This is a genomic window from Pseudomonas sp. LH1G9 (assembly GCF_002949975.1).
Taxonomy (GTDB): domain Bacteria; phylum Pseudomonadota; class Gammaproteobacteria; order Pseudomonadales; family Pseudomonadaceae; genus Aquipseudomonas; species Aquipseudomonas veronii.
On record NZ_CP026880.1, the window covers coordinates 2,244,716 to 2,270,851 of the forward strand.

Here is a 26,136-nt window from a genome sequence, read left to right on the forward strand (position 1 = left end):
GGGCTATTCGTTGCATCGCAATGCCGGCGGTTAGCTCAACTGACGGTACTGCCTCGGCGTAAACCCCGTCGACGCCTTGAACTGGCGACTGAACGCGCTGTGGTCGGTGTAACCGCACTGCAGCGCGACGTCGGTGATCGGCAGGTCGCTGTGCAGCAAGCGATGGGCGTGCTCCAGGCGCACTTTCTGGATCATCTGCCGCGGCGTCAGGTGGAACACGCGCTTGCAGTAGCGCTCCAGCTGCGCCACCGAGATCCCGGCGATACGCGTCAGTTCGCCCAAGGTCACGCGCCGATTGAAATGCGTGCGAATGTGCGCGTCCACGGCGGCCAGGCGTTGGTAGGCGGGGTGGGTTTCGCTGGCCGATTGCAGGTCGACGGAAATGCCGGCCAGGCCGATGATCTGCCCGACGTGGTTGTACAGCGGCCACTTGTGGGTCAGGCACCAGCCCGGTTCGCGGCTGCCATAGAGATGCAACTCGAGCTGATCCGCCAATACAAACCCCTGCTCCAGCACGCGCCGGTCCTGCTCGGTATAACCCGGCCCCAATTGCTCGGGGAACACCTCGGCGCTGGTTTTGCCGAGCAACGGTTGCAGTTGCTTGAGCCCGCAACGCTGCACCAGGGTGCGGTTGGCGAGCACATAGCGGGCGTCGAGATCCTTGATGAAAATCGCGGCATTGGGGATCACGTCGAGCATCGGCAGCAGTTGCATGACGCCGGCCAATAACTGCTCGATGCTCTGCGGGCGATTCGCCTCGTGCCCTTGGCACAGGGCTGCAAACGCACTCTGCAACATCACTCCGCCCCCTCTTTGCGCTTCGACGTCCAGCAGATTGCCCCATGCACGGGATGCTGTCGAGCGTAGAAAACTGTGCTGAATTCGTCATCCAACCCGGCGCAAAACATCAATCGTCGCAGCGCTGACGCGTTCACGATATGGCCACTGCATGCCTATCCCATCGGCCAGGCTCACCCCTGAACGGAGCGTGTCATGAAACGACTGCACGTCATCGACTCTCACACCGGCGGCGAACCCACGCGCCTGGTGATGGACGGATTCCCCGCACTGGCCGGCAACAGCATCGCCGCACAACTCGACAACCTGCGCACCCACCACGACGCATGGCGCCGCGCCTGCCTGCTGGAACCGCGTGGCAACGATGTGCTGGTGGGCGCCTTGTATTGCGCGCCGGTCACACCGGGCGCCACCTGCGGCGTGATCTTCTTCAACAACGCCGGCTACCTCGGCATGTGCGGCCACGGCACGATCGGCCTGGTTGCCTCGCTGCACTATCTGGGGCGCATCGAGCCGGGCGTACACACCGTCGACACGCCCGTCGGGCCGGTGGCGGCCACACTGCATGCAGACGGCGCCGTGACCCTGCGCAACGTGCCCGCCTACCGTTTTCGCCAACGGGTAGCGGTGGATGTGCCGGGGCATGGCGTGGTCCATGGCGATATCGCCTGGGGCGGCAACTGGTTCTTCCTGGTGTCGGAGCACGGCCAGGCGCTGCAGATGGATAACGTCGACGCCCTGACCGACTACACCTGGGCGATGCTCAAGGCCCTCGAACGCCAAGGCATCTATGGCGAAGACGGCGCACTGATCGACCATATCGAGTTGTTCGCCGATGACGCCCACGCCGACAGCCGCAACTTTGTCATGTGCCCGGGCAAAGCCTACGACCGCTCGCCCTGCGGCACCGGCACCAGCGCCAAGCTCGCCTGCCTGGCCGCCGATGACAAACTCGCGCCGGGTGAAACCTGGGTACAAGCCAGCATCACCGGCAGCCAGTTCGAAGGCCGCTATGAATGGGACGGCGAACGCGTGCGCCCGTACATCACCGGTCGCGCCTACATGACCGCCGACAGCACCCTGCTGATCGATGCGCAGGACCCTTTCGCCTGGGGCATCTGAGCCCTGCATGGTTTGACTGAATATTCCAAGGAGTTAGCCCCATGAGCGACACCATCTTCACCGGCTGCATTCCCGCACTGATGACCCCGTGTACCGCCGCGCGCAAGCCGGACTTCGACGCCCTCGTCGCCAAGGGCCGCGAATTGATCGATATCGGCATGAGCGCCGTGGTCTATTGCGGCTCCATGGGCGATTGGCCGTTGCTCACCGAAGCCCAGCGCCAGGAGGGCGTGGCGCGCCTGGCCGCCGCCGGCGTGCCGACCATCGTCGGCACCGGCGCGGTCAACAGCCGTGAAGCAGTGTCCCACGCGGCGCATGCGGCCAAGGTCGGCGCCCAGGGGTTGATGGTGATTCCCCGCGTGCTGTCCCGTGGCGCTTCGGCCACCGCGCAAAAGGCCCACTTCGCCGCGATCCTCGACGCTGCGCCCCACCTGCCGGCGGTGATCTACAACAGCCCCTACTACGGCTTCGCCACCCGCGCCGAGCTGTTTTTCGAGCTGCGCCGCGAGCACCCGAACCTGATCGGCTTCAAGGAGTTCGGCGGCGCCGCCGACCTGCGCTACGCCGCCGAACACATCACCTCCCAGGACGATAACGTGAGTTTGATGGTCGGCGTCGATACCCAGGTGGTACACGGCTTCGTCAACTGCAACGCCACCGGCGCTATCACCGGCGTCGGCAACGCCCTACCTCGGGAAGTGCTGCAACTGGTGGCGCTAAGCAAGCAAGCCGCCAAGGGCGACGCCAAGGCACGTCGCCAGGCCCTTGAGTTGGAGGCCGCGCTGGCGGTGCTGTCATCGTTCGACGAAGGCTGCGATCTGGTGCTGTATTACAAGCACCTGATGGTGCTCAACGGCGACCATGGCTACGCCCTGCACTTCAACGAAAGCGACCAGCTCAGCGCGGCCCAGCGTCGTTATGCCGAAAGCCAGTACGCGCTGTTCCGCCAGTGGTATGCGAACTGGTCGGCGGAACAGAATGTCGCTTGAACCCACAAGCGCCGACATCGCCGTAGTCGGCGCGGGCATCATCGGCGTCGCCTGCGCCTTGCAGTTGGCACGTCAAGGGCGCCAGGTTGTCGTCATCGACGCGCAGCCCCCCGGCATGGGCGCCTCCTATGGCAACGCCGGCCATCTGGCGAGCGAACAAGTGTTCCCCATCGCCGACCTGTCGATCCTCAAGCGCTTGCCCACGATGCTGATGGACCCCATGGGCCCGCTGCGCCTGGACTGGAAATACCTGCCCCGCGCCCTGCCCTGGTTTGCGCGTTTGCTGCTCAACCTGCGCCCGGCCAGCTACCGGCGCACGGTCGCCGGCATTCGCGCACTGAACGAAGGCAGCCTGGGCGCATGGCAGCGCCTGCTGCAAGGCATCGACCGGCCGGAGCTGCTACGCGAAGACGGCTCGTTGCTGGTGTTCGAGCGCGCGGATTCGCGAGGGGCCATCGACGCGCTGCAGCAACGCATGGCGCAGCAAGGCGTGCCGGTGGTGTTCTGGTCGGCTGACACCATTCACAAGGCCGCGCCGCAGTTGAGCGAGCACATCCAGGGCGGGCTGTTCTTTGCGGGCACCGGGCACTTTCTCGATCCCTATCAGGTGGTGTGCGAACTGGTGAACGCCGCCACAGCCAACGGCGTGCAATTCCTCACCCGCCAGGTGCTGGGCGGGCAAGTCGACGCCCATGGCGTCACGCTGACCACCGATCAAGGCCCATTGGCCGCACGCCAAGTGCTGATCGCCTGCGGAGCCCACTCGGCGAAACTCACCGCCGCCTTGACCGGCAAGCACGTCCCCCTCGACACCGAACGCGGCTACCACCTGATGCTGCCCCACGAACATGAACGCCTGCCCTTCGCCGTCACCTCCCTGGAGCGCAAGTTCATCATGACGCCCATGCGCGGCGGTCTGCGCCTGGCCGGCACCGTGGAATTCGCCGGCCTGGAGCGCCCGGCGAATATGCAACGCGCCTGGCAGCTGCATCGCCTGAGCAAAGGGTTGTTCCGGCAAGACCTCAATGCACAGGACGCGACACCATGGATGGGCTTCCGGCCCTCCCTGCCGGACTCGCTGCCGATCATCGATCGGGTCGCCGACGGCAAGGTGTTGCTTGCGTTCGGGCATCAACATCTGGGGTTGACGCAGGCAGCGGTGACTGCGGAGCTCATCGCGCAACTGGCTTCGACACGGCCGCGACTGTCGGGTTTGCCGGAGTTGGAGGGGTATCGGTTGGTGCGGTTCTGAGCGGCGTCGCGCCAAGCGTGCTTCGCTCAAAATCCAGAAAGGTCCCACAGCTCTTGTAGGACCGTGTGGCACACAAGCGGCGCGGCGCCTCACCAACGCAGACGTGGCAAGGATTTCGCGCAGACGCTCCCATCTGCTCGCACAGGTTTTTCACAACAGAACCCACTGCGGGCCTGGCTTCATACACCGAATAAACATCACGTAACTATTCGCCGCCCCCAAGGCCAAAACGTAATTGATACAACCCCAAGCGGCCCTCTTCTCCATGAGCCCGCAGCCATGAATACAGACGTTTCTCCCGCTGTCGCCAGTGACTGGTGCTGGATTGGCAAACTGGCGCCGCCCTTGACATTGCTCACGTCCTTGCCACGCCAGGCACTATTGGCCGCCTTGCATGCCCGGACAAGGGGGCCGCTGGTGCTGCTGGTCGCACCGGCCGGATACGGAAAAACCACGTTGTTGATGCAACGGCGGCAAGCCTTGCTATCGAACACCCCCTCGGCAACCGTCGCGTGGTTGTCATTGGATGAGGCCGACGGCGACCCGAATCGTTTCCTGTCCTATCTGATCTTGACGCTGGATCGCGCGGGGCTTGATCTCGGCCATCTGACGCGCCTGGCGCACGCCCAGGCGCTGGATGTGCAGCCGCATCGCACGATCACCGCCCTTCTCCACGCGTTCGCCCGGGAAAACTGCCGGGTTACGCTGTTTCTTGACGACTATCACACCGCGGCAAACGCTGCGCTTGACGCCCTTGTACAGGCTTTGCTGGAACAGGCCGCACCGTGGCTCGAGTGGGTGGTGTCCGCCCGCGTCCGCCCTGGCTGGCCACTGGCCCAATGGAAGGCCAACGGTTGGGTCCACGAAGTGTTTGCCCAAGCGCTGAGGTTCACCCAGGTCGAAACCAGCGAAATTCTCGGCCCCACTGTTGCGCCGAGCGCACAACAGCATTTGCACGAAAAAACCGAAGGTTGGCCGGTTGCCGTACAACTGGCCCGGCTGTGGTGCGCCAATGGCGACGCATCGTTGTACGGCCTGAACGCCTTTTCAGGCTGCAGCGCCGATATGGCCGACTACCTGACCGGGCAAGTGGTGCAACGCCTGCCCCAGGACAGCCAGGACTTTTTACGCGATATGGCCCTGCTCGAGCGCTTCAACCCTGAGTTGGCAGATGCGGTACGCGGCCGTAGCGACAGTGCGCAGCAGTTGATGCAACTGGCCCATCTGGATGCGCTGTTGGTACCTCTGGATGCCGACCGCCAGTGGTTCCGCCAGCACCGCTTGCTCCAGGATTTTCTCAACCAGCGCATCGACGCCAGCGTCGCGCGCGATATCCACTACGCAGCGGCCCAGTGGCTAGCTGAGGAGAGCGATTGGGTACAGGCGATCACCTACGCGCTGCGCGCCAGCGATACCCGGCTGGCGGTGCAACTGGTGGTGCGAGCCGGCAGTTGGGAGGTCGTGCTGCACAAAGGCATCCGCTACGCGCAAAGCCTGTTGGGCTTATTCGACGAGAAAACCCGCAGGGAAGAACCGGACTTGCTCCTGCTCCAGGCCTATCTGCACGCCAAGCTCGGTGATCATGCCCTCGCCACACAACTGCTGTACCTCGCCCATGGCAGGGTCGAGGATGACCCTCGCCTGGCGCGGGATTTTCATGTCATCCACACGCTGGCGAATGCCTATACGGATCGCTTCGAACCGCACCATTGCGCAGGCGCCGCAGGCGACGATGTACTTGCACAGGGTACGCTGGAGTGCGTCCACGCCTTGCAGGCGCTGACCCAGGGACGACTGCCTTTGGCCCTGCAAGTCATCCGCTCGGCGCACATCAAGATGCGCTTGGCCGCCAGCCCGCGGGGCGAGAACTATTGCCGTATCCACGAGGCGCAGGTCCTGGCCTTGGGGGGTGACCTTTCGGCATCAGCGCAGATGGTCGATAACGCACTGGCCATTGCCGATAGCCAGTTCGGCAGCGAAAGCTCGGTCAGGGCACTGGTGGGTTGCCTCAAGGCGCAGCACTTGTATTGGCAGGGTGCCTGGGCCGAGGCGACCCCCTGGTTTCGCGATGGCTGGGCGTCACTCAAACATACCGACGGCTGGCTCGATATCGCGGCCGCCACCGCCGAGGTGACGTGGCGCAGCGCCCTGCGAAACCTGGGCCTGCAACCGGCACTGCTGGAGCTTGAGCACACCGCCCAACTGGCCAGCGCGCGTAACTGGCAGCGCCTGGAACGCTTGGTCCGCACCTGGCGAGTCGACTTATTGGTGCAAGGCGGGTCATTGACCCAGGCGCGCCAGGAAGCGCTGGCCGCCAACCTCGACCACACCGCGAACAACGCCGAGGACTGGCGTAACCTGGAAGCGGCTACGTTGGCATTGGCCCGGTTTCAGTTCGCCACCGGCGCGTCCGGCGCGGCGCTCAATCGCCTGCAACAAGGCGTCGGGGTGCTGCAACCACAAGGCTTGCGACTGCCCACGTGGCGCCTGCAGGTGCTGACCCTGGCCGCTCACGGCAAAGGTCATGCGGTAGCGCTGGACGCGACCCTGGCGTCGATACCCGCAACGGCCCTGCCCGGCCTCCTGCTCGAGGCCGGACCGTGTGTGCTCGCCGCCCTGGAGGCCTGCACCAACAGCCGTTCCAGGCCCCCCGCGGTGCTCACCCGCCTGCGCGGATGGCGCGCCCACCCCGTTCGCCCGCGCACGCCCTTCAGCGCCAAAGAGACGCAGATCCTCGCCCTGCTCGCCGAAGGCCAATCGAACAAAGCCATTGCCCAGGCCATGGACATTTCTGAAAACACCGTGAAATTCCACCTCAAGCATGTATTCGCAAAGCTCGGCGTGGACAACCGCACCGCCGCCATGGCCGCCGCGTTGCGCCTGGGGATGCTGACACCTTTTCATTGACCCACCCACCTACCCGTGCGGGTAGTCGATCTGCCTAGATCGTTGCCACCTACCCGCCCCGTGTGTAGTCGCCGCCATGTGCCGCGCCCTAGCATCCCGTCAACCCCAGTGAGAGCCCTTTTCTCCTGGCGCCCATAACAATAAACACAGCAGGAGATGCCCTGTGGGTACGGACGGCAAAACAGTGCGCGTGGCCACCGACGTCGGCGGAACCTTTACCGACTTGGTGTATTTCATCAGCGATCCGGTCACCGGCGAACAGACCATTCGTACCGCCAAGGTCGACACCACCCCGCCGAACTTTGCCCAAGGCGTACTCAACGTCATCGGCAAGGCCGACGTAGACCTGGGCAGCGTGGATTTTCTGGCCCACGGCACCACGGTAGTGATCAATGCCCTGACCGAACGTCGCGGCGTCAAGACGGCGCTGATTACCACCCAAGGTTTTCGCGATGTGCTGGAGATTGCACGCGCCAACCGGCCGGACTACTTCAATCTCAAATGGGTCAAGCCAGCCCCCTTCGTGCCCCGCTATCTGCGCCGCGAAGTCTCAGGCCGCTTGCACACCAATGGCCAGGAACGTGAACCGCTCGACCTCTCGCAACTGCCCCGGATCCTCGATGCCTTTCGTGCCGACAATGTGCAGGCCATTGCTATCTGCCTGCTGCATGCCTACGCCAACCCGGCCCATGAACAGGCGGTTCTGCACGAAGTACGTAGGCTCTGGCCACAGGTATCGGTGGTGGCCTCCCATCAGATCACCCGTGAATGGCGCGAATACGAACGCTCCAGTACCACCGTGCTCTCAGCCTATGTTCAACCCATCGCTGCACGTTATCTGGATGACCTGGTCGATGGCCTGCGTGACAGCGGCTACACAGCGCCCTTGTACATCATGCAATCCAACTGCGGCGTCGACAGCGTAGAGCACGCCCGACAGACCCCGATCACCATGGTCGAGTCAGGCCCGGCCAGCGGTTTTTGGGCTGCGGCGCAACTGGGACAACTGATCGACGAACCCAACCTATTGGGCCTCGACATCGGCGGCACCACGGCCAAATGTGCATTGATCCGTAACGGCCAAGTATCGATCAAGACCGATTACTGGATCGAGCGCAACAGGATCAACGCCGGCTATCCGATCATGGTGCCCGTGGTCGACCTGGTGGAGATCGGCAACGGCGGCGGTTCTATCGCCTGGGTCGACGACTTCGACAAACTGCACGTGGGGCCTCAGTCCGCCGGCGCAGTACCGGGCCCCGCCGCCTATGGCAACGGCGGTACGCACATCACCACGACCGACGCCAACCTGATGCTCGGGCGTATCAACCCGGACTACTTTTGCGGCGGCCGCGTGGAGGCCGACCTGCCCGCGGTTAAGCGCGGCTTGAACGAGCTGGGTCAACGCCTGAACTTGCCAGCCGACGAGATCGCCCGTGGCATCGTGCGCTTGGCCAACGACAATATGGTCAACGCGTTGAAACTGGTGTCGTTGAGCCGCGGCCATGACCCACGGGAACTGACGCTGATGGCCTTCGGTGGCGGCGGCGCGATGCACGCGGTCGCACTGGCGCAGGAACTGGGCGTGCAGAAGGTCATCATCCCCCGGAGCGCCTCGGTGTTCTCGGCCTGGGGCATGACGCTGTCGGATTTGCGCCGCGATCTGTTTATCAACCGCTTTGTCGATACCGCCCAGGCCGACAAGCTTGAGCAGGCACAGCAATTTCTCGACGAATTGAGCTGTGCGGCCCGCGAGCAATTCGTCGCCGAAGCGATCCCCCCACAACAGGTCGAGCTCCAGGTGTATTGCAAGCTGCGCTACCAGAACCAGGAACATTCAGTCGAAGTGCTGCTCAACCCGCACGAATGTCTCGACGCGGACTGGGCACTGATCGAGCAGCGTTTTCATGGTCTCTACGAACAGCACTACACCTATCGCCTGCAAGCCCCCTTGGAAATTATCGGTTTTCATCTGGTCGCCACGGCCCAGATCGGCAAGTTGACGCCCCAAGCGCTGCCGATCACCGGCCGCCGCGTCAGCGACGCCTGCAAAGGCCAACGCCGTGTGGATTACGCCCAGGAGGGTTGCCATAACGCGAACCTCTACGACTACGACTTGCTCGAACCGCTGATGACATTTTACGGCCCGGCAATCGTCGAGGACGCCGGCACCACGGTGGTGGTTCACCCCGGCAACCGCGTACAGGTCGACCGCCTCGGCAACCTGCACATCATGATCAACGGCTGAAGGAGCGCTGCCATGAGTACGCTAGATATCTTTACCCGCGACATCATCCAGAACTCGCTCCAGGCAATTGCCGACGAAATGTTCACCGCCATGCGCAACGCGGCGATGAGCCCGGTGATTTATGAAGTCCTGGACATGGGCACCGGCATTACCGACGCGCACGGCGACATTGCGAGTTCCGGCGCAGGTATTCCGGCCTTTGTCGGCGTGTTGGACAAGGCCGTGAAGAAAATTCTGCAGCACCATCCGTTGCCGCAGGACATCGAGGACGGAGACGTCTTCATCAGCAATGACCCCCACGACGGTGCGGTGACTCACCTCAACGATGTGGTACTGGCCATGCCGGTCTTTGCCGAAGGCCAGTTGGTCGCCTGGACCGCGAATATCGCGCACTGGAACGATGTCGGCGGGCGAGTGCCGGGCTCTTTGTCAACAGAAGCGACGGACATCTTCCAGGAAGGTCTGCGCCTGGCGTCGGTCAAGTTGATCAGCCAAGGCCAGCCAATCCGCTCGGTGTTGCAGATCCTGCGCGCCAATACCCGGATGCCGGACTTCATGGAGGGTGACCTGTGGGCCGGGGTGGCTGCCGTGCGCGGTGGCGCCGCGCGCCTGCGCGAGCTGACGAGCAAGTATGACAGCGCGCTGTTTCTGCTGGCGATGAAAGACTTCATGGACCTGGGCGAAAAGGTGTCCCTCAAGGCTCTGGGCGAACTGCCTGCAGGGCAGTTAAGTCTGGAAGAACTGCAGGATGACGGCAGCCTGTTCAAGGTCCGGATCGACATCCGCGCCAGCGAAATGGTCGTCGATCTGCGCGACAACCCCGATCAATGCCAAGGGCCAACCAATCTTAGTCGCGACGGCACCGTCGTTGCCGCACAGATGGCATTCAAGGCCTTGACCGCCCCCCAAGGCATTACCAATGGCGGCACTTTTCGCCCTCTCAGGGTGTTGACCCGCCCCGGCTCGCTGTTCGATGCACTGCCACCGGCCGCCGAAGGTTTCTATTTCGAGAACCTCATCCGGGTTCACGACCTGATCCTGTGCTGTCTGGCCCAACGTTTTCCTGACCGGTTGCCCGCCGGCAATTTTGCCTCGGTGTGCGCCACGATCATTGGCGGCATTCACCCGGACACGGGCCGCCTGTTCACCCTGGTCGAACCGGAAATCGGCGGCTGGGGCGCCGAACCCGGGCGCGATGGCAACAATGCCGTCTACTCCGGGCTGCATGGCGAAACCTACAACTGCCCCGTCGAAGTCTGTGAAGCCCGCTATGGCTTGTATGTCGAACGCATGGCCTTGAATGATGAAGCCGGCGGGCATGGGCAATTCCGAGGCGGCCGTGGCGTGTGCATCGATTATCGGATTCGCGCCGATGGCAGCTTCATGACCTGCGGCTACACCCGCGCGGTCGTTCCGCCCTGGGGCCTGGAACAAGGGGCCGAAGGCACGCCCAATTACGTCGAAGTCATCCGCCGGAACGGTCAGCGCGAACGCCACGCGATGGCCAGCGGCATCGCGTTGAGCGCGGGTGATCTGGTCAGGGTACGCACCGGCGCGGGCGGAGGGTATGGCCCCGCCAGCCAACGAGATCCGGACGCGGTGCGCAACGACGTGAAAAACGGCTACCTCGATGCGGCGACCGCTCAGTCGGTATACGGCCTGGTGACGTGACCTTGGGGCGCCTCCCGCGCCCCGCCTGCTGCTCGACCTTCAAGAACAACAACAAAAAGAGAGCACCCTCATGAAACTGCAACACTCATCTCGTTTATGGGTAGCGCCTACGCTTGCCTGGGTTTTGGGGATCACACCCCAGGCACACGCTGAACAGTTCATCGGCTTCGCCCAACCGGGCGTACCCGGACAGTGGGCCCTGGAATCGTTTCCTGTATTCAGCCGCACCACAACGGGCAGCGTGCGCGCGGGCAGCAACACTGTCCTGGCGTACTTTTCGGAAACCGGCTTTACCGGGACGCAGCGCGACCAATTGCAGTTTTGGGTCGGCGCCGACACGGGCTACAGCAATGACAACAGCGCTCGCAACAACGGCTCGTGGGGCGTGGCGTCACCGAACCTCGGCCTGGCGTATTACTACAACGTGGTGGAGCCCACCAGTGCCTATGGTTCCGATGACTTCACCACCTTCTGGATCAACCCGACGCTCTCCCTGGAGTTTCCCAACGGCAATGATGAGGGCACGGGTTACGGCGCGTTTGCCAACCGCTATGGCGCAAGCTTCAGCGTCGCCAACTACCTGCGCTTGGGCCGTTTCGCCGCCACCTTTACGCCGGCCGGCATTCACTACGCCGCGCGCAATCGGCACGCGACCGATCTCGGCAGCGGCGACCCGACACGCCTGCGCGGCGGTGTCAGTTTCTGGCTGGCCGACATCGCCGCCGGGTATCTGGTCACCGACGATGTATGGCTGGGCGTCCATCATTCTTACCACATCAACAATCGCTCGGCGTCCGACTTCAAGGAATCCCGCGAAGGCAAGATCGGCCCGGCGATGACCTACACCGGTTTCAGCAAACAGGGGTTCTACCTGTCGGCCAACCTGAACTTCGACTACTACCACAGCGACAACCTGCCCTATTCCAATAGTTTGACCATGGCTCTGGTGAAGTTCTTCTAGTGCCATTCAACACACTTATCGAGGAATACCGTGTGGACAGTTCAACCTTCAACATCGCACCGCAAGACATTGCAGTGACCGTGCGCTGGCTCAACCCGATCGGCTGCCCGACCTTTGACGCGCCCATCGCTGAGCTGTTGCACCGCATCAAACAACCCTCCACTCAGGTGGAGGTAGTGTCGTTCGACATGACGCCCAGCCCAACGCACCTGGAATACCGCGCCTACGAGGCCCTTACGTATGAACGCACCGTGCATATCGCCCGCGATTGCGCCCAGGCGGGTGTAGACGCGCTAGTGCTGGGTTGCTTCTACGATCCGGCACTGGAAGACGCACGGGAAATTTCCGGTGAAACCCTGGTCGTCGCGCCCTGCCAGGCGAGCCTGCAGGTGGCGGAACACCTGGCCAATCGCTTTTCGATCATTGTCGGGCGCAACAAATGGATCGAGCAGATGCGTGCGCGGGTGCAAGGCTATGGCGCCGGCTCCCGGTTGGCTTCGCTGCGTCCGTTGGGCATGGGCGTCGATGAGTTCCAGCGCGATCATGCCGTGACCCGTCGCAAGATCATCGAACAAGCCCACCGCGCAGTCGAAGAGGACGGTGCCGAAGCCATCATCCTCGGCTGCACCATTGAGTTCGGCTTTTTCGAGGAGGTGCAACGGGAAGTCGGCGTGCCCGTGATAGATCCGGTAGTCGCCGCATTCAAGGTGGCCGAAGCGATGGCGGGTATGAAACGCAGGTTTGGCTGGCGTCCGAGTCGAGTCGGCAGTTGTGAGCCGCCACCGGAAACTGAAATCGAACGGTTTGGTTTGTTCCGCGCCCCTGCGCCAATTGGCAACCGTGTCAGCGCCTGACTCGCAAAAAGGATCGCCACCATGCGTGATATTCCCTCAACGCTACATGCCGTTCACCCGGAACCTACGCCGGACTCACACACCCGCAACGTGGGCGAGGTCTTCCGAAATTTCCCCCTCACCCGTACTCACCTGCAGTGTTGCCTGGTGCTGTTCTTTGTCTTTGCGATTGAAGCCTGGGAGATGATGATCATTGTCTACACCGCACCACTGATTGCCGCGGAGTTTGGCCTGGACGCCCTTGCCGTGGGCCACCTGATCGGCGCGATGTTCATCGGCATGCTGCTGGGTGCGTTGGCCTGGGGCAAAGTTGCCGAACGCATCGGGCGAAAACGCGCGATTGTCTGGAGCCTGGGCGCTTACGGGGCCGTCTCCCTGGCCAGTGCATTCGCACCCGATTACTCAACCCTGTATGCCTTGCGCTTGCTGTCCGGGGTTGCAGCCGTGGGCATGATGGTGGTGACCTTTGCGCATTATCAGGAACTGCTGCCGGTGCGCCAGCGCGGCTCGTTGACCGTCTATCTCGCTTCTGGCTGGCCTGTTGGCATGCTGCTGGCGTTGGGTGCCACGGTGTGGTTACTGCCGCAAGGCTGGCGCGCGATCATCGTCTTGAGTTCGCTCGGTGGGTTGTGGGCGATCGCCGTGGCACGCTGGGTGCCGGAGTCGCCTTACTGGCTGGCCTCCGCCGGCAGGCAACAGGAGGCCAGAGCGGCGATTGCCGTATTGAGCCAAGGGGCGGTGAGCATACCCGAGGACTGCGAACTGCAGGTTGATCGCACGGTTTCCGGACACCAGCGTGAGCTATTCAGCCGTGCCCTGCTCAAAGTCAGCCTGCTGCAAATCACCGTCAACTTTACCTTCTCGTGGGGTTACTGGGGCTTGCAAACCTGGCTACCCACCTTGCTGCAGCAGCGCGGCCTGAGTTTGCCGCAGAGCTACGGTTTTATTGCGCTGTCGGCGCTGTGCATGATCCCTGGGTATATGGCCGCGTCGTATCTGACGGGGCGTTTTGGACGCAAAAAAGTCATCGTGGCGTTTATCAGCGCATCGGTGCTGGCGGGGTATGGTTTCGCCAACGCCCAGACCCTGGAAATGCTCTACCTGAGCAATTTCGCCTTGGCCTTCTTCAGCCTCGGCGCATGGGGAGTGTGGGGTACATGGATCGGTGAGCTGTATCCCACCGCGTTGCGTACTGTGGGTTATGGCTGGGCGATTTTCGCCCAGCGTGTGGCGAACGTACTGGCACCGTCTCTGATCGGCGCGTTAATCGCCTACGGCTCGTCGTTCAACCTGACGACCACCATCATCAATGCATTTCTGTTGGTCACGGTCATTCTTGCCGCGTTCATGCCGGAAACCGAAGGCCAGGCGTTACGCTGAAACCACCTGAGTTCAGCGTCGAATCCGACAACCCGAAGGGTTCGCCGCTGGCAGTGGCCGCCACGCAGATCGGGCTGAATATCGCCAGGCGCATTCAAGCGCCCTATTCCGGGCACCGACACCTGTCGGGCGCCTATCAGTCCGAATGGAAACGGAGTTCCCATGAGCAATAAACACTTGGACAACCGCCTGGTTTTTCCCATGCGGCGCGGGCCTTATCAGAACAACGGTGCTTCGCCTTGGTATTGCACGCTTGAACTCGGCACCCCTGGCCAACCGCTGAAGTTCGCAATCGATTCTGGCACCAACATGAACTGGATCACCTCGGCACTTTGTCCCGCTGACCAGTGCGTGCATTTTGCCGGTAGCCGCTTTGACTTCCAGGCTTCGAGCACCTTTGCCTTTACCGACTGCTTGCAGCGGCCTTACAGCTTTGGCCCTTGGGGCACGATGCAAGTGGAATCCGCCTCAGACGTTTTGACAATGCCCTGCGGTACGCCACTGGAGACTCAACTGCTGCTGGCCGCAGCCTATGACGGCGAACAATTCAAGCAACTCGATTGGGACGGCGGCCTGGGTTTACCTTGCAGCAGTGCTTACGTCGAGGGGCGCAGCGCCTTTTTACTCCAGGCATTAATGCGTGAAGGTCAACTGTCACCCGATCACCCCTTCGTCGCATTTGATTGGGATAACCAGGCCCGCACCGGCAGCTGCCAAATGGGCGGCGTGGATCCCACGAAAACCCAAGGCGCGCAGTTATTTCTGCCGTGGTCGGTCTACAGCACATTAGCGGGTGTGGAATACATCTGGTCGGCCGACCTGAAATCTTACTCGGTCGGCTCAGAGCTGATGGCCAGCAACATCAAGTTTGCGCTCGACTCAGGCTCTTCGCAGTTCAAGGGGGACGACGGTTTGATGCGCCGGACCCTGGCTCGTATTGCGCAGGGGGAGAACCCGACATCGTGCTGGGGTTTGCCGACGGCGAGATCACCTTGGGTGCCGACCTCTATAACTGCCTGATCGAAGAAGGCCCGCAAAAAGGTGAGCGCTTGCCTCAGTTCGCACCATTGGGCCTGGCTGACCTGGTGCTGGTGGGGTCGCTGGTAATGGAGCACTGCTACACGGTGTACGAGTATCAAGTCGTGAAATGCAGTCATGAGGTCTATTCATTGGCCCCCGTAGGCGTCTGGCTGTTCAATCGTGCTGATGGCCCGCAGATCATCACGCGGTCGTCATCAAAACGTTTCACGCCGGGAACGCGCGCAATCGTCAATGGAAAACTCGCCCTCCCAGGCCCTTCGAATGAAACCGTGTCGGTCGCCGGCACCTGGAAGAACGACTACGGCTCGGTCATGAACCTGGAGGTGTCCGGACAGCGAATCTACGGCACTTATCATTCTTCGACAGGCTCAACCGGCAAGTATCCGGTACGCGGCTTTTCCCTGGGCGCGGGCGCCAGCCGTGAAAAGAACCAACCCATCGCGCTGGCCATCAACTGGCACGCTCTTGGCGCCGACTCCTGCGACCCTAGCTGGAACTGGACTTCCGGGTTGAGTGGGCAATTGAGTATGACGGTTGCGGGCGATGCGCTGACGTTGTCCCATCTGTTGGTCGCGACCAGCGACTTCCCCGAACTTGCCGCCCCGGGAACCTATGTCGACAAGTTGGTTTATCGTCGGATAGAAAAACCGCTGTACGTTGAGCCCCCTTTGCCATCCACGCTGTTACCCGTTGAAAACGCCCTGGCGGGCAATTGGGTCGCTGGCGACGGGACGTCTCTGGTCTTGAGCGTGCATAGCCACAGCAAGCAACGCATGGGTATCGTTCGGGGGCAGCTGACGTGTCCGAACAGCGGCGCTGGCGCAGAGGTTAGCGGCTTTACCGACATCAATGCCGTCGCGAGTAAACTCCAGCGCCAATCCGTGAGTCTCACCGCCGCCGAGACTCCGGATGCGACGGTGCGTGCCTTATGTGGTGCCTTGGAGTTGGAGGGAGAGACGCTCGAACTGCTGGTACTGGCAAGCGCTTCAGTCGCGCCTGCAAATGCCTACCTGGCAACACAGATCTCATCGATACGCTTCACTCGCGCTACTTGACCAACCTCTTTTCCTTCGACGGCCTGTAGCCGAAATACGAGCTATAACACTTGCTGAAATGACTCGGCGAAACAAACCCGCACGCCACCAGCACCTCCACCTGCGACAACTCAGTGTGTTGCAACAGCCGGCGCGCCTCGGTCACCCGCAGTTCCATGTAATAGCGCTGCGGCGTGGTGCCCAGTTGTTCCTTGAACAGCCGTTCGAGCTGGCGGCGGGAGCGGCCGGCGTAGACGGCGAGTTGGTCGAGCTCCAAGGGTTCTTCGAGGTTGGCGTCCATCAGTTTCACCACCTCGCGTAACGGCGCGCTGACGCAGATGTTTTCCGTCGGTTTGATGCGCCGGTAGCGCGACTCCTCGAAGGCCAGGATATCTTCGATACCTTCGACCAAGGCCTTGTCGTGCAGGCCCTTGATCCAATCCAGCGCCATGTGGAAAGCGCCGGACGGACTCGAGGCGGTCAGGCGGTCGCGGTCGATGACATACGGTTCGCTGGTGACGTGGGCCGCCTTGGACACTTCCGCCAGTGCCGGGCGATGTTCGGGGTGGATGGCGCAGCGGTAGCCCTGCAACAGGCCGGCGCGGCCGAGGAACCAGGCGCCGTTCCATAAGCCGGCCAGGCTGACGCCCTGCTCGGCGGCGTTGCGCAGCAGGTGGACGAAGTCGTCGCTGGCCTTGAGTTCGGTGCGAAAGCCGCCGCAGATCACCAACAACTCCAGCGTTTGCAGGGCCGCCACGTCGAGGCGTGCATCCGGGCGGATCACCAGGCCCAGGTCGCTGATGACTTCGCCGTCGCCCCAGCCGAACGTGCGCGATGCGAACAACTCGGGGCGCAACAGGTTGGCGGTGACGAAGGTGTCGAGGGTCTGGGTGAAGGCTGGCAGGGAGAAGTGTTCGAGCAGCAGGAAGCCAACGCGGGTGGCTGACGCCGGCTGGCCGGGTGTTTCATTGAGGTAGCGCAGGTTCTTGCCTTTCATGCCACCGCTGAATTGACGTCTTTCCATCGAGGGTCGGCCCTCTCTTATTGTTGAGGCTGTGGGCGCCATCTTAGGGGGAAATGCTGCGGCTGTCTCAGGTGGCGCGCCGTACCCTCAAGACATGGCTCACCTGCTGATCTTGATAAAGCCAGCCCTCTCCAACCCCCCGGGCCAAAGCGTTGCGCGCGCATCTGATACGGTTTTTTCTTTACTATCTGCGCCTGTATCGAAATGTCATCGAGGCGGACAATAGGGCCACTCCCGACACCCTTGTCGAGCGCGACAGGAATGTTCCTGCCGCCCCCTTCCCTTCGGAGGCCTTATGACCAAGATGGCAATTTTCCTGTTTGGCTTTTTGGTGCTGACCATTGGCATCGGTCTGCTGGCGACCATCTCGCCCGTTTGACGTCAGCGCAGCCCCGGCGCTCGACGCGAAAACAGCCTCGGGTACAGCGACAGCACCAGCAAACTGGCCATCGATACATTGACTCAAGCCTTTCACAAAGCTTTCACAGGTGAACGCCTAGTGTTGTTTCAGCTCCTAGAGAAACACCTTTTAGCCCGCTCTCCCCATCGCGGGCTTTTCTTTGCCTGTGATTTAAGCCGGGCAAAAAAAAGGCAAGCCACGCCTCATCAAGATGAATAGCGTGGCTTGCCCCAATAAGCCGTTACTTAACGCAGGCCGGGACCGCCATGACCCCCGCCCTGACCGTGGCCACCACCACCACCACCACCACCACCACCACCACCACCACCACCACCACCACCACTACCCGGCGGCATGAATATCCAGCAGCCCGACAGGGACGATAACAACGCGACAATCAGTGCCGCCTTAGTTAGATTGTTCAACTTCATCACAACACTCTCTAGTCACAAGCTTTAATGCTCGATGAATAAGACCGTTCAAAATGAAGTGCGTCACGCCTATCGTGTAACTTGATGGTATTAAATGTATTGGAAAGGCTACATGTAGTTATCTACCAGATTGCGCAGCGTTGTGCCTTGGAAGGCATAGTTGGAAACATGAAAGTGAGAATCCGCGAGTGGCTCAGCAGGTCTGGTGGAATTAGCGCTACGCTCTGGCGGTGACGAACACCCCGATGCTACTGCCATAAAAGCAACTAAAGCTGTCCGTTTCATTTGAGTTGCAACATCAATCATTTATTCATCCCATCTAAAAAATCACAACCTTCAACAGCGAATAATTCAGTCGTGTTGAGCCGAGCCCTGGGCGAGCGAGTCGACTCTCATCAACTCACAATTTTTGCGATTGCAGTGCCTGCGGCGACGGTCGAACCCACGGACACCGTTAGGGTGATGCGTCCTGCGCGGTGTGCCGTGACTTGCATTTCCATCTTCATCGCCTCCATGGAAGCGAGGGTGTCGCCCACAGCCACGTTGTCGCCGTCGGCGACGTTCCAGGACTGCAGGGTGCCCGAGATCGGGGCTACAACGGCGGCGGCATCCGTCGAAATGGAAGACACATCAGCCCCCTCGCGCTCAGCAGACGGCGCAGTGGAATGTAGCCCGCGCAGCAGTTCAGCCGGCAACCCGAGCGCAATCCTTCGGCCATCGATCTCCACGGCCGTGCGTACCAGCGCGATATCGGCCAGCGGTTCAGGCCGTACAGCGGCCGCCAGCGTGTCGGCAAAATCTGTCTCGATCCAGCGCGTATGCACGCTGAAAGCATCGGCTGATGTGAAATCGGCGTGTGCCATCACCGCCCGGTGAAAAGGAAGCACCGATGGCACCCCTTCGATTCGGAACTCCTTCAGCGCCCGGCGCGCGCGGGCTATAGCCTGGGCACGGGTGGCGCCAGTAATGATCAACTTGGCCATCAGTGAATCGAATGTACCTGGGACGGTAGAACCCGACTGCACGCCGGTATCGACGCGCACGCCGGGCCCCGACGGTGCCTCGAACAGATGCACCAACCCCGGCGCGGGTAGAAAGCCGCGCCCCACATCCTCGGCGTTGATGCGAAACTCGAAAGAATGACCGCGCGGCTTCGGCGTCTCGGTGACCGACAGCGGCAAGCCATCGGCGATGCGCAGTTGCTCGACGACGAGGTCGATGCCCGTTGTCTCTTCGGTCACTGGATGCTCGACCTGCAGGCGCGTGTTGACCTCCAGAAACGAGATTGTTCCGGAGGGACTCAACAGAAACTCGACAGTCCCCGCACCGACGTAGCCTGCCTTCGCGCACACATCGCGCGCCGATTGATGGATGCGCTCACGCTGCTCATCACTGAGGAAGGGCGCGGGGGCTTCTTCCACCAGCTTCTGGTTGCGCCGCTGCAACGAGCAATCGCGCGTGCCGAGCACGACAACATGGCCGTGCGTATCGGCGATCACCTGCGCCTCGACATGACGAGGCCGATCGAGGAACTGTTCAACGAAACACTCGCCACGGCCGAAAGCAGTGACCGCTTCACGCACCGCCGACTCGTACAATTCGGCTACTTCGTCGAGCCGCCATGCGACCTTCATGCCGCGGCCGCCACCGCCAAAGGCCGCCTTGATGGCGATCGGCAGGCCGTTCTTCTCGGCAAAGGCCACGACCTCCTGCGCATCGCGCGCGGGCTCCGACGTGCCAGCCACCAACGGCGCACCGACAGCCAGGGCGATCTTGCGCGCCTGCACCTTGTCACCCAGTGCCTCAATGGCTGCCGGCGAAGGGCCGATCCACTTCAGGCCCGCGCCAATCACGGCCCTGGCAAAAGTTGCGCTTTCCGAAAGGAAGCCGTATCCGGGGTGTACCGCGTCGGCGCCACAGCGGTCGGCCACGGCGAGCAGCTTTTCGATGTTCAAGTAGGTGTCGGCCGGGCGCTGGCCGTCAAGGCCGTAGGCCTCATCGGCCATACGAGCGTGCATCGCGTCGATGTCGGCGTCGGCATACACCGCGACGGATTTCACACCATAATCGGCACAGGCGCGCACGATGCGTACAGCGATCTCGCCGCGGTTGGCGATAAGAACTTTCTTCATGGGGTTTCTCGCAGGTCGGAAGAGAGGGCCGCGGTGAACGCGCGTATGGGGTTGAAGCGCACCTGCGCACCGATGGGGATCTGCCCCGCACGGTCGAGGTGGTAAGGGGCGACAGCGCCGATCACTGGGTAGCCACCGGTCAGCGGGTGGTCGGCAAGGAAGAGCACGGGCTGGCCGCTTGGCGGCACCTGAATCGCGCCCAACACGGTGCCTTCGCTGGGCAGTTCGGCGATCTGTGCGCGCATCAACGGCGTTTCACCGGCCAGACGCAGGCCGACGCGGTTCGATTGCGGCGTCACAGTCCACAATTGGCTCGCCAACAATGCAATGGCCTGCAGTGTGAACCAGTCGGTGCGCGGCCCCATCACGACATCGAGCACCACGGTCTGCGTCGTCGTCGGGAGATCGGCACGAGGCGTTTCGGGCGCGCCGACGATGGAGCCATGCGTGACCACAGGTACCGGCAAAATGTCACCGGCTTTGATGGGCGGCGGACCGACCTGCGCGAGCGTGTCCGTCGATCGACTTCCGAGCACGGGCGCGATCGCGAAGCCACCGCGCACCGCCAGGTAGCTGCGGATGCCGGCACGCGGGTCGCCAAGCGACAGACTGTCGCCATCAGAAAGTGCGATGGCTTCATGGCCTGGCACACGATATCGAGCGCCGTTCGCACGCGTGAGTTCGATCGGCGCATCGGCACCGGTGAAGGCCACCACCGTGTCTGCGCGGCTCGTGATTTGGAAGCCACCGTAGACGATCTCGACGCAGGCCATGTCGCTCGCATTGCCGACCAGACGGTTGGCCGCGCGCAGTGCGCCCTTATCCATCGCCCCTGAGGCGGATACGCCCTGCCCGGCCAGACCCTCGCGCCCGAGATCCTGGAACAGCGCCTGCAGGCCGGTGCTACGGACAACAAGCGCCGGACCATTGTGGAGCGGAACCTCGACGGGGCCAGGCGACGGCGCTGGCAAAGTCGAAACCTGCCGCCCTGAAACATCGACGAAACGTACCTTGAAGCCCGGTTGCAGCAGCGCGGGCACGTCACGGCTTAGGTCCCACATCGGCGTGGCAGTCACGCCGATGATCTGCCACCCCCCCGGACTGGCCTGCGGATAGACGCCGCTGAAAGCGCCGGCCAACCCCACGGCGCCCGCGGGGATGCGCGTGCGTGGCGTAGTGCGACGCGGCACGTTGAGGCTTGGGTGGCCGCCGCTCAGATAGGCGAACCCAGGTGCGAAGCCAGTGAAGGCAACGGTGTAGTCGCAGCCGGTATGACGGCGAATCACCTCTTCGCGCGAGAGATCAAGCATCTGCGCGACCTCGTCAAGGTCCTCTCCTTCGTAGGAGACCGGAATCTCCACGCGAGTGGTCGCACGCTCGATCTGCGCCGTGAGGTCGCGGCGGCTGATGCGCGTGACGAGTTCATCATGCGTCACCGTGTTAGGCCGGAAGTGAACCATGACCGTGCGCGCGGCCGGCACGAGTTCGACGATGCCATCGATGGGCTCGGCCTGTAGTGATGCAAGCAGCGCCAGCGTCTGCGACAAGTCATCCAGCTCGACCAACAGGGCGTCGAGATTAGCCGGCAGAAATCGCATCACGGTACGACTCCCATGTCGACGAAAGGAGCGACCTTGACGCCCGAACGCTCAAGCAGCGCACGCACTTGCCGCGCCATCTCCACCGCGCCGGGGCTGTCACCATGCACGCAGACCGAATCGGCCTTAAGGCGCACGATGCTGCCGTCAATGGCCGTGACCACACCTTCGGTCGCCAGGCGTAGCATGCGCTCGGCAACATCCTGTGCATCGTGCAGCACGGAGCCCTTCTCGCGGCGGGAGACCAGCGAACCGTTCGGCATGTAGGCGCGATCGGCAAAGGCTTCAGCCACCGTGCTCAGCCCGCTTGCCTGCGCCCAGCCGAGTAGCGGCGAGCCGGCCAAACCGACCAGCACCAGCGACGGGTCGATTGCGCGGATGGCGGCAATCACGTCGTGTGCCTGGCGCTTATCGTGCGCGATGGTGTTGTAGAGCGCTCCGTGTGGCTTGACGTATCGTACCGACGTGCCGGCCACCGCAGCCAACCCCTTGAGCGCGCCGATCTGGTAGATCACGTCAGCCTGCAGGTCGGCGCTTGCCACGTCCATTTGGCGGCGGCCGAAACCGACGAGGTCGGGATAGGCGACGTGCGCGCCTACTGCCACGCCGCGCTCCGCCGCTTGACGTAGCGTCCGCAGGATGCCGGCGGCGTCGCCAGCGTGGAAGCCGCAGGCCACATTGGCACTGCTCACGATGCTGAGCATCGCGTGGTCGTCACCCATGCGCCAGGCGCCCAGGCTTTCACCCAGGTCACTATTGAGGTCTATCTTCATGTTGTTTTCTTTTCTTTAGCGAAACATCAGGAAATACAGGATGAAAACATTGCAAGTCAGCAAGGCCAGCGCCGTGGGCACCTGCGCGCGGATCACCGCGTTTTTGTCGGGCAGTTCGAGTAGGGCCGCCGGTACGATATTAAAGTTGGCTGCCATCGGCGTAAGCAAGGTGCCGCAATAACCCGAGAGCATGCCGATGGCTGCCATAAGGGCCGGGTTACCGTCGTACATGCCGACCAGGACTGGCACCCCGACGCCCCCTGTCATCACGGGGAAGGCGGCGAAACCGTTGCCCATGATGATGGTGAAAAGCGCCATGCCAACCACATACACCATCACCGCGAAGAAACGTACATCCATGTTGATGTAGCTGGTGGTGATATGCGCCACGGCCTTGCCCACACCGGCGTCGGAGAATACGAGGCCCAGCATGCCGAGCATCTGCGGCAGTACCAGCGCCCAACCGAGCGCATCGGTCAGCCGACGCGATTCGCGGATACCTTGCATCGGCGTTTCGTTCGTCATCTTGCAGACCAGCGCAAGCGCGACCATACAGCCCAGCCCTAGGCTTACCATCGTGGTGTTCTTCGGGTCGAGCAGCGGTATGCCGCCAACCACGAGGTACTTCGCCGACAGTGTGCCGATCATGGTCACGGCCGGGATCGCCAGGGCGGGGATGAAAAGTTTGTTGCCCAGCAAATTGGCGCTGGCCGAGTACTCCGCCGCCGAGCGGGCCACGTGACGGCCAATGCCGACACCGCCGAAGGCTGCAATCAGCGCCATCACCACAACACCGACGCCGACCCAGACCGGCGGCAACTGGTCGCCGAGCAAGAAGACGAGCGAATAAAGGCCCCAGAAAAAGGCACTGGAATAGCGCTTTGAGTGCTGGCGGTCCATAAGTGTCATCACCGCGGTGATGGCGAGGATGGCACCGACGAGGTAGTACAGGTGCGTGATCGTGAGCGTCATGGTCGGGACTCCTTGCCTTCGACTGTGACGGTTGCAGCCGCGGCGCCGCTGGCCATCTCGCGCATCAACCAAGTGTCAAGCCGGCGCAGGCGCCAAGCATGGATGGTGAATGCGCAAACAGCTGTCGGAATCCCCCAGAGCGCGACGCGGATCGGCTCGACTTCGATGCCCGCCTCACGCAAGAACGTGGTCATCAGCACGATCGCGCCGAAAGCCACGAAGATGTCTTCGCCGAAGAACAGGCCGACGTTATCGGTCGCTGCGGCATACGCTCGCAGCTTGTGGCGAACCTTCTCCGGCAGTGCCCCAAAACGGGCTTCGGCAGCACCTTCTGCCATTGGCGCGAGCAGCGGTCGCACCATTTGTGGATGGCCGCCCAGGCTGGTAAGACCGATGGCTGCGGTCATCTGGCGTGCGCCAAGGTAGACAATCAGCAAGCGGCCCGCAGTCGCGGACTTGATGCTACTGATCCATCGCTGGGCGTGCTGGCGCAAACCATAACGCTCGAGCAAGCCAATCACCGCCAGCGGTAACAGGATGATCAACGGCAGGTTACGCGTCTTGATGAAGCCCGTGCCGATGGCGGCAAGAATCCTGTCGACCGGAAAGTGCGCCGCGAAGGCGGTGACGACGGCCGTGACAATCACGACCAACATGGGATTAAAGCGCAGGACGAAGCCCACGATGATGACGACGACCCCCAGCAAGGGCCACAAGTTGATGTCAGTGGGCACCGGCGTTTCTCCAAGTTGTTTGAGTTATTTTCTTAGATCACTCAACTATCTTCATCCGATTGAATGATCATTTCAACAGAATTGTTCAACAATCCAACACGGATAATAAAAAGCAATATGTATGCCAAAATACCAATCTGTTTCAGCCCTACAAGAAAAAGCGACACTGCGAGTAGGGCAAAACCTGCTAGAATCCAATCGCCCCTGCCACTCAGAAGTCCGCTCGATGCCCCTTCCCGCCTCCCCTTCATTCGTAGCCCAGACGCTAAACGAGCGGATCGCCGAACAGTTGCGTCAGCAAGTCACCCAAGGCGAATTCACACCTGGGCAACGGCTGTCCGAGCAGGTGCTCAGCGAAAACCTCGGCATCTCGCGAAACACCCTGCGCGAAGTATTCCGGACGCTGGCCAAAGACGGCCTGTTACGACACGAACCCAACCGTGGGGTATTCGTGGTGGTTCCCAGCATCGCGGCCGTCATCGACATCTACCGCGTGCGACGCCTCATCGAATGCCAGGCGTTGGCCGAGGCTTACCCGCGCCACCCGGCGAAGAAGAACATGCGCGCAGCGGCAGAACAGGCCCAACGAGCACGGGACGCGGGGGACTGGCTGGCAGTGGGCACAGCTAACATGGACTTCCATACGGCAGTCGTTGAACTTGCGGACAGTGAACGCTTGAACGCCATGTTCCGGCGCATACTTGCAGAGCTACGGCTGACTTTTGGGCTGTTGCAGGACGCCGAGTTCTTGCATGAGCCCTACGTCGATATGAACTTTCAGATTCTTGAACTCGTTGAACGCAACGAGATGGCCAAAGCTCGCGAAGCAATGCTTGAATACCTCATTCATTCCGAACGCATTGTTTTGGCCGTCTATGCGAGGCGCCCTTCCCAAGAAGGGTGAGAGCTCCGACGTCCACGCAACATCTGCCCCACACAGCCGGTCGACTGGTCGATACAGTTAACCAAGCGGGGCTCCTTCAGAATTTTTTGCCGCCCTAGCGCATGAGCGAAGAACTGCTAGACATAGTGCCCCTGTGGCAGGATGACCTGGTTGCCTTCACCATCGGCTGCTCGTTTTCCTTCGAACAACCGCTCCTGGATGCCGGCACTGCCCTCAACAACAACGAATGGATGCAATGGACCAACAATGAACACAGCTCAACGGTCGATTCAGCAGTACATAAACGCCAAGGACAGTAACCGCCCGCATCTGCTGCGCCAGGCTTTTATGCCGGATGCACAACTGGAGATGGTGGTACACACGGGGTCTATCTCGTTTCCACCCCACGTTGAAGGCCTTGAGTCCATCGGCGACGTGCTGGTCAGTCGCTTCGGTCAGACATTCGAAAACGTCTATACCTTTTGTCTGGGACACCCACCGGAGCCGGATAGCAAAACGTTCCAATGCCAATGGCTGGTCGCTATGTCCGACAAAAACTCCGGCGAGGTCCGAGTCGGTTGTGGTCAGTATGGATGGCAGTTCAATCCCGAGTCGGGACTTGTCGAGCGGCTCACTATCACCATCGAGCATATGAAAACCCTGCCACCTACCGATCTTCACACCATCATGGAGTGGGTATCCCGCCTGGACTATCCATGGTGCCGCCCAGAAGCATTAGCGAGCAACGCTCCAGACATAGGCACCCTTGAAGAGGTGATCCAGTATGTAATCCGGTTAAAACGGTGAAGTTGCGGAACACATCTGAAGCGTTGCGGAAGGGATCGTAAATCGCAGGTATAAAAAACCCCGTAGACGGTAATCTACGGGGTTTTTAAGAGTGGAGGCCGGGGTTGGAATCGAACTGGCGTAGG

20 protein-coding genes and 1 pseudogene are annotated in these 26,136 nt (G+C 61.8%); 14 read left to right on the forward strand and 7 right to left on the reverse strand.

All coding sequences use genetic code 11. The features are described from left to right. Positions 1 to 30: 30 nt before the first annotated feature. A complete protein-coding gene (locus tag C5F70_RS10475; protein ID WP_046484259.1) occupies positions 31 to 798 on the reverse strand; it encodes an AraC family transcriptional regulator in 768 nt (255 codons plus the stop codon). 195 nt (positions 799 to 993) lie between these two features. Between C5F70_RS10475 and C5F70_RS10480 the strand changes: the two genes are divergently transcribed. From C5F70_RS10480 to C5F70_RS31045, 11 genes are all read left to right on the forward strand, one after another. Continuing rightward, positions 994 to 1,920 carry a 4-hydroxyproline epimerase gene (locus C5F70_RS10480; RefSeq protein ID WP_104903257.1) on the forward strand — a complete coding sequence of 309 codons (927 nt, stop codon included), beginning with the start codon at positions 994 to 996 and terminating at the stop codon, positions 1,918 to 1,920. A 41-nt stretch (positions 1,921 to 1,961) separates the two neighbouring features. Continuing rightward, complete coding sequence (locus C5F70_RS10485; protein WP_017846348.1) at positions 1,962 to 2,909, forward strand: dihydrodipicolinate synthase family protein; 948 nt, start codon at positions 1,962 to 1,964, stop codon at positions 2,907 to 2,909. After that, positions 2,899 to 4,161 carry an FAD-binding oxidoreductase gene (locus C5F70_RS10490; RefSeq protein WP_017846349.1) on the forward strand — a complete coding sequence of 421 codons (1,263 nt, stop codon included), beginning with the start codon at positions 2,899 to 2,901 and terminating at the stop codon, positions 4,159 to 4,161. Before C5F70_RS10485 ends, C5F70_RS10490 begins: the two co-directional genes overlap by 11 nt. A gap of 279 nt (positions 4,162 to 4,440) precedes the next feature. After that, positions 4,441 to 7,068: a LuxR C-terminal-related transcriptional regulator gene (locus tag C5F70_RS10495; RefSeq protein WP_081610129.1), complete on the forward strand. Its 2,628-nt coding sequence runs from the start codon at positions 4,441 to 4,443 to the stop codon at positions 7,066 to 7,068. A gap of 163 nt (positions 7,069 to 7,231) precedes the next feature. Next, entirely contained in the window at positions 7,232 to 9,316 is a 2,085-nt protein-coding gene (locus C5F70_RS10500; protein ID WP_104903258.1) for a hydantoinase/oxoprolinase family protein, read from the forward strand. Positions 9,317 to 9,328: 12 nt separating this feature from the next. Continuing rightward, positions 9,329 to 10,987, forward strand: a complete 1,659-nt coding sequence (locus C5F70_RS10505) for a hydantoinase B/oxoprolinase family protein (RefSeq protein ID WP_017846352.1) — start codon at positions 9,329 to 9,331, stop codon at positions 10,985 to 10,987. A 70-nt stretch (positions 10,988 to 11,057) separates the two neighbouring features. Beyond that, positions 11,058 to 11,948: a hypothetical protein gene (locus C5F70_RS10510; protein ID WP_017846353.1), complete on the forward strand. Its 891-nt coding sequence runs from the start codon at positions 11,058 to 11,060 to the stop codon at positions 11,946 to 11,948. Between the two features lie 32 nt (positions 11,949 to 11,980). Then, a complete protein-coding gene (locus tag C5F70_RS10515) occupies positions 11,981 to 12,802 on the forward strand; it encodes an aspartate/glutamate racemase family protein (protein WP_017846354.1) in 822 nt (273 codons plus the stop codon). A 21-nt stretch (positions 12,803 to 12,823) separates the two neighbouring features. Next, complete coding sequence (locus C5F70_RS10520; RefSeq protein WP_026139948.1) at positions 12,824 to 14,182, forward strand: MFS transporter; 1,359 nt, start codon at positions 12,824 to 12,826, stop codon at positions 14,180 to 14,182. A gap of 162 nt (positions 14,183 to 14,344) precedes the next feature. Beyond that, a complete protein-coding gene (locus C5F70_RS31040; RefSeq protein ID WP_256588392.1) occupies positions 14,345 to 15,202 on the forward strand; it encodes a pepsin-like aspartic protease in 858 nt (285 codons plus the stop codon). Continuing rightward, a complete protein-coding gene (locus C5F70_RS31045) occupies positions 15,145 to 16,278 on the forward strand; it encodes an avidin/streptavidin family protein (protein WP_256588393.1) in 1,134 nt (377 codons plus the stop codon). Before C5F70_RS31040 ends, C5F70_RS31045 begins: the two co-directional genes overlap by 58 nt. On the opposite strand, the gene C5F70_RS10530 is transcribed toward C5F70_RS31045, so the two are convergent. The 6 genes from C5F70_RS10530 to C5F70_RS10555 all read right to left on the reverse strand — a co-directional run bounded on the left by C5F70_RS10530 (position 16,271) and on the right by C5F70_RS10555 (position 24,321). Continuing rightward, positions 16,271 to 17,254 carry a GlxA family transcriptional regulator gene (locus C5F70_RS10530; protein WP_046484266.1) on the reverse strand — a complete coding sequence of 328 codons (984 nt, stop codon included), beginning with the start codon at positions 17,252 to 17,254 and terminating at the stop codon, positions 16,271 to 16,273. The genes C5F70_RS31045 and C5F70_RS10530 overlap by 8 nt on opposite strands. A gap of 1,253 nt (positions 17,255 to 18,507) precedes the next feature. Further along, complete coding sequence (locus C5F70_RS10535) at positions 18,508 to 20,244, reverse strand: biotin carboxylase N-terminal domain-containing protein (protein ID WP_104903259.1); 1,737 nt, start codon at positions 20,242 to 20,244, stop codon at positions 18,508 to 18,510. Continuing rightward, complete coding sequence (gene pxpB / locus C5F70_RS10540; protein WP_104903260.1) at positions 20,241 to 21,842, reverse strand: 5-oxoprolinase subunit PxpB; 1,602 nt, start codon at positions 21,840 to 21,842, stop codon at positions 20,241 to 20,243. Before pxpB ends, C5F70_RS10535 begins: the two co-directional genes overlap by 4 nt. Continuing rightward, on the reverse strand, positions 21,842 to 22,615 hold the full coding sequence (locus tag C5F70_RS10545; RefSeq protein WP_017846360.1) for a LamB/YcsF family protein: 774 nt from the start codon (positions 22,613 to 22,615) through the stop codon (positions 21,842 to 21,844). Before C5F70_RS10545 ends, pxpB begins: the two co-directional genes overlap by 1 nt. A gap of 15 nt (positions 22,616 to 22,630) precedes the next feature. After that, a complete protein-coding gene (locus C5F70_RS10550) occupies positions 22,631 to 23,587 on the reverse strand; it encodes a DUF979 domain-containing protein (RefSeq protein ID WP_046484272.1) in 957 nt (318 codons plus the stop codon). Continuing rightward, positions 23,584 to 24,321 (reverse strand): DUF969 domain-containing protein, encoded by a 738-nt coding sequence (locus C5F70_RS10555; RefSeq protein ID WP_046484274.1) that lies wholly within the window; start codon positions 24,319 to 24,321, stop codon positions 23,584 to 23,586. The genes C5F70_RS10550 and C5F70_RS10555 overlap by 4 nt, the downstream gene beginning before the upstream one ends. 226 nt (positions 24,322 to 24,547) lie before the next feature. Here C5F70_RS10555 and C5F70_RS10560 point away from each other — a divergent pair, with 226 nt between their 5' ends. From C5F70_RS10560 to C5F70_RS10570, 3 genes and pseudogenes are all read left to right on the forward strand, one after another. After that, the gene (locus C5F70_RS10560) at positions 24,548 to 25,225 is read left to right on the forward strand and encodes a GntR family transcriptional regulator (RefSeq protein ID WP_017846363.1); all 678 of its coding nucleotides are present in this window, start codon (positions 24,548 to 24,550) and stop codon (positions 25,223 to 25,225) included. Positions 25,226 to 25,326: 101 nt separating this feature from the next. After that, positions 25,327 to 25,452, forward strand: a pseudogene (locus C5F70_RS31055) (hypothetical protein); the annotation flags it as partial. 19 nt (positions 25,453 to 25,471) lie between these two features. Then, positions 25,472 to 26,011, forward strand: coding sequence for a hypothetical protein (locus C5F70_RS10570; RefSeq protein ID WP_104903261.1), 540 nt, complete (start codon positions 25,472 to 25,474; stop codon positions 26,009 to 26,011). Positions 26,012 to 26,136 lie beyond the last annotated feature (125 nt).

Bases quoted from the DNA above. Each gene is read 5' to 3' on its own strand.
- C5F70_RS10475 (WP_046484259.1), bottom strand. From the start codon at position 798: ATGTTGCAGAGTGCGTTTGCAGCCCTGTGCCAAGGGCACGAGGCGAAT.
- C5F70_RS10480 (WP_104903257.1), top strand. From the start codon at position 994: ATGAAACGACTGCACGTCATCGACTCTCACACCGGCGGCGAACCCACG.
- C5F70_RS10485 (WP_017846348.1), top strand. From the start codon at position 1,962: ATGAGCGACACCATCTTCACCGGCTGCATTCCCGCACTGATGACCCCG.
- C5F70_RS10490 (WP_017846349.1), top strand. From the start codon at position 2,899: ATGTCGCTTGAACCCACAAGCGCCGACATCGCCGTAGTCGGCGCGGGC.
- C5F70_RS10495 (WP_081610129.1), top strand. From the start codon at position 4,441: ATGAATACAGACGTTTCTCCCGCTGTCGCCAGTGACTGGTGCTGGATT.
- C5F70_RS10505 (WP_017846352.1), top strand. From the start codon at position 9,329: ATGAGTACGCTAGATATCTTTACCCGCGACATCATCCAGAACTCGCTC.
- C5F70_RS10510 (WP_017846353.1), top strand. From the start codon at position 11,058: ATGAAACTGCAACACTCATCTCGTTTATGGGTAGCGCCTACGCTTGCC.
- C5F70_RS10520 (WP_026139948.1), top strand. From the start codon at position 12,824: ATGCGTGATATTCCCTCAACGCTACATGCCGTTCACCCGGAACCTACG.
- C5F70_RS31040 (WP_256588392.1), top strand. From the start codon at position 14,345: ATGAGCAATAAACACTTGGACAACCGCCTGGTTTTTCCCATGCGGCGC.
- C5F70_RS10530 (WP_046484266.1), bottom strand. From the start codon at position 17,254: ATGAAAGGCAAGAACCTGCGCTACCTCAATGAAACACCCGGCCAGCCG.
- C5F70_RS10535 (WP_104903259.1), bottom strand. From the start codon at position 20,244: ATGAAGAAAGTTCTTATCGCCAACCGCGGCGAGATCGCTGTACGCATC.
- pxpB (WP_104903260.1), bottom strand. From the start codon at position 21,842: ATGCGATTTCTGCCGGCTAATCTCGACGCCCTGTTGGTCGAGCTGGAT.
- C5F70_RS10545 (WP_017846360.1), bottom strand. From the start codon at position 22,615: ATGAAGATAGACCTCAATAGTGACCTGGGTGAAAGCCTGGGCGCCTGG.
- C5F70_RS10550 (WP_046484272.1), bottom strand. From the start codon at position 23,587: ATGACGCTCACGATCACGCACCTGTACTACCTCGTCGGTGCCATCCTC.
- C5F70_RS10560 (WP_017846363.1), top strand. From the start codon at position 24,548: ATGCCCCTTCCCGCCTCCCCTTCATTCGTAGCCCAGACGCTAAACGAG.
- C5F70_RS10570 (WP_104903261.1), top strand. From the start codon at position 25,472: ATGAACACAGCTCAACGGTCGATTCAGCAGTACATAAACGCCAAGGAC.